Here is a 12,222-nt window from a genome sequence, read left to right as displayed (position 1 = left end):
GATCAGAGAGAATCTGCGCTGCTTCGTTTCTGCATGCAGCGCTCCGTGGGGGGACTTTGCCCCTCTTTGCAAGGTGCGCTATACTTGGCCATCCCAATGGAGATTGTCATGAGCCCGAAGGTCCGAAAGGCAACTGAACTTCCTCTTGATGATGCGCTGATCACTGAGGCGACGGCGCTCGGCCTCGACGTAGCAAACGCGGCCGAGGACGGCATCGCGCGTGCGGTGAAGGCGGAGAAGGAACGGCGCTGGAAAATCGAGAATGCCGAGGCGATTCAGGCGGAGAAAGACTACGTGGCCAAGCATGGCCTGCCCTTCGCCAAATATCGGCAGTTCTGATGGCACGCTTCCGGGTCTATCGGCTCAAGTCCGAAGGCCTGCTGGCTGTTGATCTGCAATCAGATTTTCTCGACGACCTGCCATCCCGCGTCATGGCGCCGCTTTATCCTGTCACCGATCTTCCCTGGGTCATGGCGCGCCTCACCCCACGCTTCATGATCGACGGCCAGATGTTCGTCATGGCGACCCAGCGCATGGGATCGATCCCAATCGCCGAAATCGGCCCGTCCATCGCCGACCTTTCCTCCCGATCCGACGAGATCACCGCTGCTACGGATTTCCTCTTCCAGGGTTTTTGAGCCCCGCTTGCCGAGCGTCGCCGGTCGCGCTAGCATTCGAATGCAATCACAAGCGCAAAAGGCGCTGGCATTTCGCGAAAGGGAGACGGCATGCACAAGTTCAAGATCCTAAAGACCGAAAAGGGCGAGTTCCGCGTTCAGTTCGTTTACAACGCCGAAGTAATGGTCTGGTCGGAAAACTATGCCGCCAAGGCCAGCGCCAAGAATTGCGTCGAATCGATCAAGAAGAACGCGCCGGGTGCTGCGACGGTCGATCTCAGCAAGGACGAGACCGGGTCGGGCTACCGTTTCGAAATCGTCGAGAGCAAGGACGGCCAGCATTTCGTGCGCTTCAAGGCCTCGAACGGTGAAACCATGGTGCGCTCGGAGACCTATGCCTCCAAGGCCAGCGCCAAGAACTGCGTCGAATCAGTCAAGAAGAACGCGCCGGACGCGCCCGTCGAAGACGATAGCGCTGCCACGAGCTGAGGCTTGGCAGGCGCCAGGAAACCCCACCGCCGCCCGTTAGATCCGGCATGACAAAAAGCCGCTCGCCTTGTTGGCGAGCGGCTATTTTTATTGGATAGGCCTGCTTATGGCTGTGTCGTGCCCGAGTTCGGCGTGGCCGGAGCCGTACCGGTGGCAGGCGGCGTTGCTGGAGCGGGCGTGGTCGGCTGGACCGTCGGCGCAGTCTCAGTCGCGGCTGGCGGCGTGGCGGACGTCGTTGCCGGGTCCGTCGAGGGTCCGCTCATCAGCGACCACACGACGACACCCGCAACCACCACGGCGGCAAGAGCGAACCACGGGGTCATGCTCTTGCGCGGCGGTACCGGGGGGGACGTCTGCAAATCGGGGCGATTCAGACTGGAATTCGGATCGTAGGCCATGGTGTTCTCCTCCTTGGATGGTACAAAAACGCGCCTGTGGGCGATTAGTTCCATGACAATAGGCGTGGCTCAAATCAATCCCAGCGAGCTGCCGGCCAGCATGGTCGAGAAGCCGAACAGGATGGTCGCTGCCAGGCGATAGACCAGCGTCGGATGACGATGACGGGCAGCGCGAAGCAGCGTGGCGCCCGCCGTCAGCCAGAAGCTCGCCACCAGCACCACCATGAGTGAGAACAACGCCAGATAGGGGAATACGATCTGGGGTCCGCTATGCGGCATGAAGACCAGGCCGATGATCAACGCTTTCGGATTGAGCACGGTGGTGACAAACACGCGACGGAAGGTGACGAAGCCAGCAGAGGCCTGTGTCAGCGATCCCTCGGCCGGCAGGATCCAGAGCTTGACCGCCAGAAACAGCACCCAGGCCGCCGAGCCGAGCTTCAAGACGCTGCCCACCAGAGGCTGATCCGACAAAAGGGCTGCGGCAAACAGGGCGACCGGTGTGATCGTCACCAGATAGCCGCCGATTTCCGCGGCGATCAGCGGCGCAGAGGCCCTGAAGCCCCGCGCGCCGCCGGCAATGGCCAGAAGCGTGTTGGTCGGCCCCGGTGTGAGCAATAACAACAAGGTGGCAAGGGTGAAGCCGGCAATATCCACGCGTGATCTCCATTCGTCCGTCGCGGGGCCACCATAGCGACTGGAGGATGACCCGTCTTGATCTTGGTCAAGCGTTGCAGCGATCGGATCAGCCATTTACGTTCACCGGCTGCGCCGTTCCGTGAGAAAATACAGCAGTGCTAAGACCGGGAGGGCTAGCCCCAGCGACGAGGCGAGCCACCAGCCGCCTTCGGCAAAGGCCCAGGCGCCCACTGCCGAGCCTATGGCGCCGCCCAGAAAGAAGGTCGCCATGTAGAGGCCGTTCAGCCGGCTGCGCAGCTCGGCGCCGAGGCCGTAGATCGCCCGCTGGCCGATGACCAGCGTGGTGGTCACACCGAAATCGAGCAGGATGCCAGCAAAGACCAGCAAGCCGAGAGCCAGCGCGGAGCCATGTTCGGCCAGATGGGTGACAAGGAAGGCGACCGCGACGCTGAGGATGCCCAGTATCGTTGCCGGCCGCGACAGGTTGCGGTCGGCCAGGCGCCCGGCAATCGGCGAGGCGATCGCACCCGCCACACCCGCCAGCGCGAAGAGCGCTATGCCACGCTGCGTCAGCTCATAGCCGGGGCCGGCCAGCAACAATGGCGTGACGGTCCAGAAAAGGCTGAAGGCAGCGAACTGACAGGCCTGGTAGGCGGCGCGGCGGCGCAGGACCGGCTCCGTGACCACCAGGCGCCCCATGGAGGCGAGCAGGGCACCATAGCTGAGCTTGGCCGCCGGCCGGCGCTCAGGCAGCCTACGGGCCAGCAGCAGCCCAAGCAGGATCATGACGGCCGCAGACAGGAAGAAGACGAGATGCCACGAGGACAGACCGGCGATGAAGCTCGCCGCCGGCCGCGCCAGCATGATGCCGAGCATCAGACCGCTCATGACATTGCCGATGACGCGGCCGCGGGTGACGTCCGGCGCCAGGTTTGCGGCAAAGGGTACGATGATCTGCACGGCGACAGAGCCGATGCCGATCAGCAGGCAGAAGCCCAGGAACGGCGCTGGAGAGACGGACAGTCCGGCTCCGATCAGCGCCAGGGTGACCAGGCCGACCATGGTCAGGATCAGACGCCGGTTTTCGAGAAGGTCGCCCAGCGGCACGAGCAGCAGGAGACCAAGGCCATAGCCGATCTGGGTCAGCGTCACGATCAGGCCCGTCGCCTGCGGCGGCAGGCCGATCTCCACCCCGATCGGCCCGGCCAGCGGCTGCGCATAATAGAGGTTGGCAGCAATCAGGCCGCAGGCGGCCGCCATGATAAAGGTCAGGCTGGCGGAGATCCCCGGAAGCCTGTCAGACGTCTGGGGTGGGACGGTGGTGTTCGACAATGACATGCAGATCTCCATATTTTGGAAACATTCGTTTCCTAATTTATCAAACTCAATCGACCAGTTTCATGGCGGCATCGACGACGGACAGTGTCAGCGCACGGTCGCAGCCGGTCTTGCCGATGATGCGCAGACCCTGCATCAGGCAGAGCAGCGCACGCGCCGTCGCAGCACTGTCCAGATCGGCCCGCACCGACCCGTCGATCTGGCCTTCGCGGATCATCCCGATGATGCGCGCCTCGTTGCGCAAGGTGGCTGTTGCAACGCGTTTTGCCATATCGGCGTCGAAGATTGCCAGCTCCGTGGCGCTGCCGACCACCAGGCAACCGCGTCGCCCACTGGCACCATGAGAGGCCTCGGCGTAGAAGGAGACCATGATGCGCAGCCTGTCGCGGCCACAGGCCCCGCTTTCGAGTTGTTGCGTCAGCAGCGCGTCGCGTACCGTCTTGTAGCGATCGAAGGCCGCCAGGAAGATGGCGCGCTTGTCCTTGAAGGCCTTGTAGAGACTGCCCGATGTGAGCTGCATCGCCGCCTTCAGTTCGGCGATGGAGGCGGCCTGATAGCCGCGCAACGCAAAAACCTCGATGGCCCTGTCGAGAGCCTCATCGATGTCGAATTCGCGGGGGCGGCCGGGTCCGCGAACGGACGGATCGGCATCAAGGTGGTGTATGGTCATGCGCACCATATAGAGAACGATCGTTCCCTAATCAAGCGAAAATTTGACGTCCTCAATTCGAACGCCCCACAATCCGTGCCGGATTGCCCACCACCGTGGCGCCCTCCGGCACGTCGCGCGTCACAACCGACCCGGCTCCGACAATGGCGCCATCACCGATCGTCACACCGGCCAGAATGATGGCAGAGCCGCCGATCCAGACCTCCTTGCCGATCGTCACCGGCTTGGCGATTTCCAGGCCCGCCCGGCGAAGGGCGCGATCCTTGTGATGTTCGGCGCAGTAGATCTGCACACCGGGACCGAGCATGCTGTGATCCCCGATCGTCACCGGGGCCGAATCGAGAATGATGCAGCCGGCGTTGACGTAGACGGAAGCGCCCAGCCTGATGTTGAAACCATAGCCGCAATGAAACGGTGCCTCGAGGAACACGCCCTCGGCGAACTGCGCAAACAGGGCACGCAGCAGAGGCGCCGCGGCACCGCGCTCATCCGGTGGCATGGTATTGTGCTGATGCACCGCGTTGCGCGCGGCGGTACGTAGACCGTCCAGTTCCGGATCGAGGCAGGTATACCATTGGCCGGCCGCCATCTTCTGCCGTTCGGTCGGCTCCCTCGTGGCCATATGCTAGATCTGCCGGACCCAGGCGCGGGCAATGGCCAAGCCCGCCGCATCGGCAAGCGGCCCTTGGATGGCGGCCAGTTCCGGATGTTTCTCCTGCCAGCCGGGATGCTTACGCTCGGCATGGGCGGCAAATTGCCGGTTCCACTGCTCGATCACGCCGCGATGGGCTTCGAAGTGGAATTGTGTGCCATAGGCGGCCCGCCCGACGCGAAAGGCCTGGTTGGCTGTCGTGGCATTGTGCGCCAGCCGCACGGCCCCATTGGGCAGGGTGAAGGTGTCGTCGTGCCACTGAAAGGACAGGAAACCATCCTCGACGGCGGAGAGGACCGGGTCGCCGGCGCCCTCCTGCGTCAGGCCGATCACTTGCCAGCCGAATTCCGGCGCCTTGCCGATCAGGTTTTCGGCGCCATAGCCGCGCGCCAGGATCTGGCTTCCAAGGCAAATGCCGAGCACCGCCTTGTCGGCATCGCCGAAAGCGCGCATCAGCGCCGCCAGTTGCGGCAGATAGGGATGCTTGTCGTCGTCCCGAGCATTCTGCTCGCCGCCAAACACCACCAGGGCGTCGTGATCGTCCACGGCTTTCGGCAGCGGTTCGCCGGCAAAGGCGCGGATCACCTCGATATCGGCACCCGCTTCCGCCAGTGCCACGCCGACCTGGCCGTGATGGGTCATGTCCATGTTCTCGACGATTGCCACGCGCATGCCTGTGCCCCTGCCCCTCGCTCAAATCCTGACATGCAAATGACCACGATGCGGCGCAGCATTCAAGATGGCGCATCGCAGGATAAAGGCGGCGGACAAATATATCCGCCGCCTCATGATCTTCGGGATCAGAAGACTTTCTTCAGTCTGGCGTCCACGGATTGCGCATTGCCACCCCGGAACGCGAAGAACAGGAAGATAGCCGCCCAGAGGATCGACTTTTCCGCGCCGGCAAGGCCCTGCGCCTGAACCACGCCATGGAAATAGACCGTGACCAGCAGCACGATGGTCGCGGCGACAGCCGCAGGCCGGGTGAAAAGCCCGATGGCGACGAGAATACCGCCGAAGAATTCGGTGGCGGCCAGCAACGGCGACCAGAAGACGCCGGGATAGAAGCCCAGGCCCTCGACCATGCCGACGGTCCCCATCGGATTGAGGATCTTGCCATAGCCATGGGTGACGAGCAGGACGCCGGCGACGACGCGCAGAATGGTTTCAACGGTGACATAGCCGCCGCTATAAACCGGCGCGAGGGCTGGAACGATCAGTCGGTTGCGGTCGGGAGGATTGGACATCTGGTTTTCCTTCTGGTGAATTGACATGTGTCCCTGTCTGCGGATTGCCTCGCACGAACTCAAGCTGGACGGCGGTCAAAATATGAGTAAATCAGTTGACATTATCGTGACCGGCCCCCGTGGAGACGAACAATGAACGACAAACCCCGCATCACCATTCTCTACTGCACCCAGTGCAACTGGCTTTTGCGCGCCGGCTGGATGGCGCAGGAACTGCTGCAGACCTTCGGCGGCGATCTTGGCGAAGTGGCGCTGATACCCGGCACCGGCGGCAATTTCGAAATCCGCCTGAATGACGCGCTGATCTGGGAGCGCAAGCGCGACGGCGGCTTTCCGGGGCCAAAGGAGTTGAAGCAGCGGGTGCGCGACATCATTGACCCCGAGCGCGACCTCGGACACACCGACAGGGCGCAGTCGGAGACGGAAAGCCCCTCATGAAAAAAGGCGGGAACTTTCGTCCCCGCCCCACCTGTTGAACGACAGCGCCTCAATAATAGGGCGACCGGCAAGCCTTGTAGTAGCCGTCATAGGCCAGATACCGGTTTGTCTCAGGATTGTAGGACCGATATCGATCCAGGCACCAGCGCACATGCAGCGACCAATTGCGGGCCGGCGGCCGATAGACCGGTGGCGGATAGTAGATCGGCGGCGGCGGCGGCCGATAGATCGGCGGCGGGTAATAGATCGGTGGCGGCCGATAGATCGGACGCGGCGGCGGCGGGCGATAAACCGGGCGATCGTAGCAGCCATTTCGGTCGCAGACGACCCGCACATCGACAATGTCGGATGCAACGGACGGCGCAGACACCGAAGGCGCCACCGGCATGGCAGCGAGCACCGACTGCGGCAAGGCGCCGGTCAGGCTCATCACCGCGCCGATGAGAGCATTGCGGATCATAGACATTCACACTCTCCTCAAGAGATCCCGAAGCGATGTCCGGGATCATTACGGCTCGTTGTTCGATCTCTCCACGAGCGCTGAAAGCCCGTGGAACGACCAGCATTTCAACAGATCGGCCAGCAAGTCTCGCCCCTTGCCGTCCCAAGCAAAGATCCTATGACCAAACCTGTGTCCAGCCAATCACTTTGTCGAATGGGATCGTGTCTTTTCGGAGACATAAAGGGCCGCTCTATTTGCGGAAACTACCGGCGCTCAAGTGCTGGAACCAATGCTACTTGTGGCATGGGAGAACGACATGGCTCTTGGTGGCAACGAGCGCCTGAGGACTCGTTTGATGGCATCCCGTCTCCGGATGCCATCGCGCCCTTAACTGCAGCCTGATACAAGGTTTTTTCACGTTCGACACGAAAACTTCAAAAAGCCAGTTGACAGGAAAGGGCCACCCCCTTACATGCCTGACCGTCGCCCAGATGGCGGAATTGGTAGACGCGCCAGCTTCAGGTGCTGGTACTCGAAAGGGTGTGGAGGTTCGAGTCCTCTTCTGGGCACCAAATTCCCGTTTCAGACCATCCTAGATGGTCCAGAAGCAAACAGAAAGCCCGGTTTTCCGGGCTTTTTTGTTGTCTGAGATTCTGTTGAATCCGGAAAATTTCTGATCTGACAGGGCACCAGGCGCATCGCTGTGTTGCCCCGCGACCATCTTCCTAGCCAAAGAAAGCGCGAACCAGAACAGAGCCATCCGGCCGCTGAATGGCGCAACGGCTCGCCTGTTTCAGATCATCTGATCGATAGAAGCCAATGCAAAGGTTCTCACCCTGATTGATATTGCCGTAGAAAAGCACCGACATCGGCCGATCCAGCCTCTCCACTGCCGCCAGCCCCTCCCATTGACAGAAGGCACGGCCCATCAGGCCAACATATTCGGCAAAGTAGAGCAGTCCGGCGCCGTTGAACTCTTCAAACGGACAGGGCTGGAAAGACATGTCCCGTTCCGGGGGGCCTTCCGGCCCGCTCCATAGGCGTAAGGCTGCGATGTCTTCCGTCAGCAGGCTCTGCGCAGCAGGACCCTCAGCCCGGAAATGGCGGACCAGGGAGCGCCGGATGGACCGGTTGTCCTGCCCGGTGCGGGCCACGAAGACCGATTGAAGCACGACCGTCCCGATCTCGCAGCCATCGACCTGCAATGCATGGACGCTTTCCGTACGCGTATCGGAGACGCGGTAGAGGCTGGAACGGATCGTCAGGACCGCATTGGGGCGGCCCTGCGACAACCGGGCGTCGATCTTCAGAGCCGAAAAAGCTGCATAGGCTTCGCCACCGTCCGGGGTGCGGAAATCGGCGTCATCGAGGCCCAGCCGACCGGCCAGGAGAAGCCAGTGCCGATGCCCGAGCTCCTTCAGCAACCATGTGCGCGACAGGCCGAAGGGCGTCAGATGCGGCATGCCGAGCAAGATCTGCGGGCAAAGCGCAGCCTCGACGAGCGCCCGGGACCGGGCGCTGGACCTGCAAAGGGTGGGAAGATCGCCCGGCATCATGTTCATGATGGGTTTCCTTATCGCAAGAGAACGGCAACTCGGCCGCGGTTTCACCCGGCCATAACCCGGTTTGGAGCTGGCTGGTTTTCGCCAACGAAATCCGTGAGGTGACGGACCACATGCTCGGCATCCTTGCCGACGCTGAGGAAACGGCCGGAGCCCCAGGTCCACAGCCAGGGCAGGCCGAGAACATAGACGCCGGGGATGCCGGTCACGCCGCGACGCTGCACCGGATAGCCCGTGCCGTCGAAGATCGGCAGGCCGACGAAGGACCAGTCCGGCCGAAACCCGGTCGCCCAGACGACCGACGTGATGCCCTCTGCGACGAGATCGAGTTCGGTGATCTCCTGGTCCGGGGACCAGAGCGGCTGATACACGGAGCCTTCCGGCGCCGCGATGCCCTTCTCCGCGATATGGCGGTCGATCAAGGCGTTGATGCCGTTATAGACCCGGTCGGCCTCGTCCAGATTGGCTTTCAGGTTCGCAGCGAAGATCATGCGGCCGCCACTGACCGTCTCCATGCGGCCATAGAGCGCCATGCCTTCCAGCGCGAATTTACGGAGATCGATGTCGCGGCCGCCGTCGCGGCCGGTCAGGTAGTGGTTGGTATCGTGCCTTTTCTTGCCCATGCCGTCATGGGCGATGGTGATGTCGTACTGGCCGATATCGGCGAGCCAATCGACCACGTCGCGGCCGCGGTAGAAGCGGGCGCAGCGCGGCGCGTTGCCGGTCACCATATGCACCTTGCGGCCGGCCAGATGCAGGTCCTCGGCGATCTGGCAACCGGACTGGCCGGAGCCGACAACCATGACAGCGCCCTCCGGCAATTGGTCCGCATTGCGATAATCGGCGGTATGGACCTGGGTGATCGTTTCCGGCAGCCGTTCTGCGGCGCGCGGAACGGCCGGTTCGCTATAAAGGCTGGTGGCGATGATCACGGCATCCGCCGTCACCGCGCCGGCGGAACTTTCGACGCGAAAACCATCGCCGAGCCGTTCGACCGATGTCACGACGGTGTTTTCGAGGATCGGCGCATCCACTTTCTCGATAAACCGTCCGACATAGTCGAGGATCTCGTCCTTCACCATGAAGCCATGGGGGTCCGGCCCATCATAGGCATGGCCGGGCAATTGGCATTGCCAGTTGGGCGTGACCAGGCAAAACGCGTCCCAGCGCTGGTCGCGCCATTTGTGGGCGGCGGTCTTCGCCTCGAACACGACATGGGTGATGCCCTGGATCTGGAGATAATGGCTGGCCGAGAGCCCGGCCTGGCCTCCGCCAATGACAACAGCCTGATAGTGGCTCTTCAAGGTAAACGGGGTCATGGTTCGCTCCTTAAGCGAGGAAAGTCTTCATGAGGACGGTGGCGGCTTGGCGGTCGCGAAAGCCTGACGCGGCGGTCTCGATGCGGGCAAGCTGGCCGCGGGCGAGCGAGCAGGGAAATCCGTATTTGGCCTCCACCCGATCGCTGGCGATGGTGAACGCCTGTCGGCTGCGGTCGAGGAAATCGGCAAGCGGATAGCTCTGCCCCTCGGCGAAGAAATCCTTGATGATCAGTGAGGGCGAATAACATTCCTCGTCCCGGCCACCGGGCCAGGTCACGACAAAACGCATTTCAGGCATCGGCGGGCTCCCTGAGTTCAAGATAACTGGCGATATGGGCCTCGGCGGTCTTCTGCCAGCCGTGACGGGCGGCAACGGCAAGCCCTGCAGGCAGCAGCCGGCGACGGATCGGCTCGGCAAGCGACAGCATCATGGCCTCGGCGATCGAGGCCGGATTGCGCGGATCGCACCAGATGGCATCATCGGGCGAGAGATATTCGGTAAACGGCGCGATGGAGGAGACGACGGCCGGCACGCCGCTTGCCATGGCCTCCAGCACGACAAGGCCGAACCCTTCCTTCACCGAAGGAAAGACCAGCGCATCGGCCAGTCGAAACAGCGCCGGCATGTCCTCGTCCGCGACCGCGCCGATCAGGTGCACGGCACCGCGAAGAGCGGGCAATCCTTTGAGCACAGCGTGGAATTCGCTCTGGTAGACACCATGATCCAGCAGCGACACACCGCCGGCAATCACCAGTTGCGCATCCGGCCTGACCGCCTTGAGCTGGGCGAAGGCCTGGAGAATACCAAGCGTGTTCTTGCGGGCCTCTACGCCGCCGATACCGAGAAAGACAGGACCTGACGGCAGGTTGAGCCGTGTGCGCAAGCCAACGTCCCTCTCGTCCTGCCGAGGCGAAAAACGGGTCGTGTCGACGCCGTTTCCAACATTGACCGATGCCTTGCCCTCGGCAGCGAGCAGCGCTTGCCACATCGAACTGACGGTGAAGAAGCGGTCGGCACGGTCGATCGAGCGGTGTTGTAGGTTCATCAGGCGCGGATCGGAAAACTGGTCGATATGGTGGACGGTCCGGGCAAATCCGCGGATCAGCCCGCGCTCCTTCAAGGTCGCCAGGGCATTGCCGGAAATGCCGTCATGGGCATGGTAGAGGTCGAAACCCCGCGCTGACGGTCGTTCGAAATAGTCCACATAGTCGGCCACGCGCTGCTCCACCATTTCAGTCATGGGTACTGGCGCGGGAGCGACAGGCAAGCATGCGGTGCCGCATCGCGGCCGGCGAAAGAACCCCTGGCCGCTGGCGTCGGGTGCGTGCAAGACCACGTCGTGACCAAGCGCCACCAGGGTTTCGCTCAAATGCATGGCATGCACCACGCCGCCGCGGGGATTGGTCGAATGGGTCAGCATGGCAATGCGCAAGGGGCGGGTCATTCAGCGGCCTCCCTGGCGAGGCGCATCAGCGGCGTGGCCTGGTGGTCGCGGATCAGTTCGCGCTTCCCATCCGCGGTCACCGCGATTTGCGAGCCCGGCGTCACCGCACCGATGACGGCGGCCACAATGTCTCTCGTGGCAAAACGCTCCAGCACGACAGCGGCGTTTTCCTCCGGAACCGCAAGCAGATACCCGAAGCTTGGAAAGGTCGACAGCCAGCGCTCCATGGCCACGCCGTCGGGCAACGGAATGGCCTTGAGGTCGATCTCAATGCCGACGCCGGAGCATTCCGCCAGCATGATCGCGGTGCCGATGATGCCGCCCTGGCTGATATCCTTGGCGGCAAAGGCCAATCCGGCCTCGGCGATCTCGGGCAAGATGTCGAGGTCGGCGCGCAGCCGTTCCGGCGGGGCCGACGTGGCGGCTTCCCAATTGTTGAAGGGTTCGCGGTAGCGGCCGCGGTGATCGATGGCGGCGATCAACCGGTCGCCCGGCCTGGCGTCGAAACTGGTCAACAGACGCCTGGCCCGGCCGAGAATCGCGACCGAGAGCTGGCCGCGGTCGGTCCGGATATTGGTATGGCCGCCAACAATGGGAACGCCGAAGGTCTCGGCCGCCGCCCGCATGCCCTCAAAGACAGAGGCTGCCCCGTCCTCGCCGTTGGCCCAGACGGCATCGACCACGGCGATGGGGCGTCCACCCATGGCGACGACGTCCGAGATATTGACCATGACCCCGCACCAGCCGGCAAACCATGGGTCGGCAGCGACGAATTCGTTGATGAAGCCTTCGATGGCCAACAGCAGGAAACCGTCGCCATCCGGGATTGCCGCGCAATCATCGCCGACCGCGACAGCCTGACTGGAGAGCCCGAGCCGGGCGGCTACGGCGCCGATATCGGCCTTGGCTGATATGCCGGCGCTGGCCCTGAGCCTGTCGGCGATGGCGGCAAGATCGAAGGACATC

At 62.8% G+C, this 12,222-nt stretch carries 17 protein-coding genes, 1 tRNA gene and 1 pseudogene; 6 read left to right on the top strand and 13 right to left on the bottom strand.

The window, feature by feature from the left end; translation table 11 throughout:
- The first annotated feature begins 108 nt into the window (after window positions 1-108).
- The 4 genes and pseudogenes from HFC70_RS14060 (at window position 109) to HFC70_RS26995 (ending at window position 1,106) form a co-directional block, all read left to right on the top strand.
- The gene (locus HFC70_RS14060) at window positions 109-339 is read left to right on the top strand and encodes a type II toxin-antitoxin system CcdA family antitoxin (RefSeq protein ID WP_168473890.1); all 231 of its coding nucleotides are present in this window, start codon (window positions 109-111) and stop codon (window positions 337-339) included.
- Window positions 339-638: a CcdB family protein gene (locus tag HFC70_RS14055; protein WP_168473889.1), complete on the top strand. Its 300-nt coding sequence runs from the start codon at window positions 339-341 to the stop codon at window positions 636-638. The genes HFC70_RS14060 and HFC70_RS14055 overlap by 1 nt, the downstream gene beginning before the upstream one ends.
- A 90-nt stretch (window positions 639-728) precedes the next feature.
- Window positions 729-881: pseudogene (locus HFC70_RS27000) on the top strand (YegP family protein); the annotation flags it as partial.
- A gap of 51 nt (window positions 882-932) precedes the next feature.
- A complete protein-coding gene (locus HFC70_RS26995) occupies window positions 933-1,106 on the top strand; it encodes a YegP family protein (protein ID WP_368669660.1) in 174 nt (57 codons plus the stop codon).
- Between the two features lie 104 nt (window positions 1,107-1,210).
- Here HFC70_RS26995 and HFC70_RS14045 read toward each other — a convergent pair whose 3' ends face one another.
- From HFC70_RS14045 to HFC70_RS14015, 7 genes are all read right to left on the bottom strand, one after another.
- Window positions 1,211-1,465 (bottom strand): hypothetical protein, encoded by a 255-nt coding sequence (locus HFC70_RS14045; RefSeq protein WP_246735788.1) that lies wholly within the window; start codon window positions 1,463-1,465, stop codon window positions 1,211-1,213.
- 108 nt (window positions 1,466-1,573) lie between these two features.
- Window positions 1,574-2,161, bottom strand: coding sequence for a hypothetical protein (locus HFC70_RS14040; RefSeq protein WP_168473886.1), 588 nt, complete (start codon window positions 2,159-2,161; stop codon window positions 1,574-1,576).
- Window positions 2,162-2,263: 102 nt separating this feature from the next.
- Entirely contained in the window at window positions 2,264-3,481 is a 1,218-nt protein-coding gene (locus HFC70_RS14035; protein WP_168473885.1) for an MFS transporter, read from the bottom strand.
- Between the two features lie 46 nt (window positions 3,482-3,527).
- Window positions 3,528-4,151 carry a TetR/AcrR family transcriptional regulator gene (locus tag HFC70_RS14030; RefSeq protein ID WP_168473884.1) on the bottom strand — a complete coding sequence of 208 codons (624 nt, stop codon included), beginning with the start codon at window positions 4,149-4,151 and terminating at the stop codon, window positions 3,528-3,530.
- A gap of 52 nt (window positions 4,152-4,203) precedes the next feature.
- Window positions 4,204-4,773 carry a sugar O-acetyltransferase gene (locus HFC70_RS14025; RefSeq protein ID WP_168473883.1) on the bottom strand — a complete coding sequence of 190 codons (570 nt, stop codon included), beginning with the start codon at window positions 4,771-4,773 and terminating at the stop codon, window positions 4,204-4,206.
- A gap of 3 nt (window positions 4,774-4,776) precedes the next feature.
- Complete coding sequence (locus tag HFC70_RS14020) at window positions 4,777-5,475, bottom strand: type 1 glutamine amidotransferase (protein ID WP_168473882.1); 699 nt, start codon at window positions 5,473-5,475, stop codon at window positions 4,777-4,779.
- 128 nt (window positions 5,476-5,603) lie between these two features.
- Entirely contained in the window at window positions 5,604-6,050 is a 447-nt protein-coding gene (locus HFC70_RS14015; RefSeq protein WP_168473881.1) for a DoxX family protein, read from the bottom strand.
- A gap of 132 nt (window positions 6,051-6,182) precedes the next feature.
- Between HFC70_RS14015 and HFC70_RS14010 the strand changes: the two genes are divergently transcribed.
- On the top strand, window positions 6,183-6,488 hold the full coding sequence (locus tag HFC70_RS14010) for a SelT/SelW/SelH family protein (protein WP_168473880.1): 306 nt from the start codon (window positions 6,183-6,185) through the stop codon (window positions 6,486-6,488).
- A gap of 49 nt (window positions 6,489-6,537) precedes the next feature.
- Here HFC70_RS14010 and HFC70_RS14005 read toward each other — a convergent pair whose 3' ends face one another.
- Window positions 6,538-6,954, bottom strand: a complete 417-nt coding sequence (locus HFC70_RS14005) for a BA14K family protein (RefSeq protein WP_168473879.1) — start codon at window positions 6,952-6,954, stop codon at window positions 6,538-6,540.
- Window positions 6,955-7,415: 461 nt separating this feature from the next.
- On the opposite strand from HFC70_RS14005, the gene HFC70_RS14000 reads away from it, so the two are divergent.
- Window positions 7,416-7,502: transfer RNA gene (locus tag HFC70_RS14000), tRNA-Leu, on the top strand.
- Window positions 7,503-7,655: 153 nt separating this feature from the next.
- Here HFC70_RS14000 and HFC70_RS13995 read toward each other — a convergent pair.
- Genes HFC70_RS13995 through HFC70_RS13975 form a run of 5 tightly spaced genes read right to left on the bottom strand, consistent with a single transcriptional unit; the run spans window position 7,656 to window position 12,221 of the window.
- Window positions 7,656-8,492 (bottom strand): Pnap_2097 family protein, encoded by an 837-nt coding sequence (locus tag HFC70_RS13995; RefSeq protein WP_246735787.1) that lies wholly within the window; start codon window positions 8,490-8,492, stop codon window positions 7,656-7,658.
- A gap of 44 nt (window positions 8,493-8,536) precedes the next feature.
- Entirely contained in the window at window positions 8,537-9,811 is a 1,275-nt protein-coding gene (locus tag HFC70_RS13990; RefSeq protein WP_168473878.1) for an MSMEG_0569 family flavin-dependent oxidoreductase, read from the bottom strand.
- A gap of 10 nt (window positions 9,812-9,821) precedes the next feature.
- A complete protein-coding gene (locus HFC70_RS13985) occupies window positions 9,822-10,109 on the bottom strand; it encodes an MSMEG_0570 family nitrogen starvation response protein (RefSeq protein WP_168473877.1) in 288 nt (95 codons plus the stop codon).
- Window positions 10,102-11,256, bottom strand: coding sequence for an MSMEG_0565 family glycosyltransferase (locus HFC70_RS13980; protein ID WP_168473876.1), 1,155 nt, complete (start codon window positions 11,254-11,256; stop codon window positions 10,102-10,104). The genes HFC70_RS13985 and HFC70_RS13980 overlap by 8 nt, the downstream gene beginning before the upstream one ends.
- Complete coding sequence (locus HFC70_RS13975) at window positions 11,253-12,221, bottom strand: sll0787 family AIR synthase-like protein (protein ID WP_168473875.1); 969 nt, start codon at window positions 12,219-12,221, stop codon at window positions 11,253-11,255. Before HFC70_RS13975 ends, HFC70_RS13980 begins: the two co-directional genes overlap by 4 nt.
- Window position 12,222 lies beyond the last annotated feature (1 nt).

This window comes from Agrobacterium sp. a22-2 (assembly GCF_012276985.1).
GTDB lineage: Bacteria > Pseudomonadota > Alphaproteobacteria > Rhizobiales > Rhizobiaceae > Allorhizobium.
Note: the sequence above shows the minus strand (reverse complement) of the source record. Positions and strands in the feature narration are given on the sequence as shown.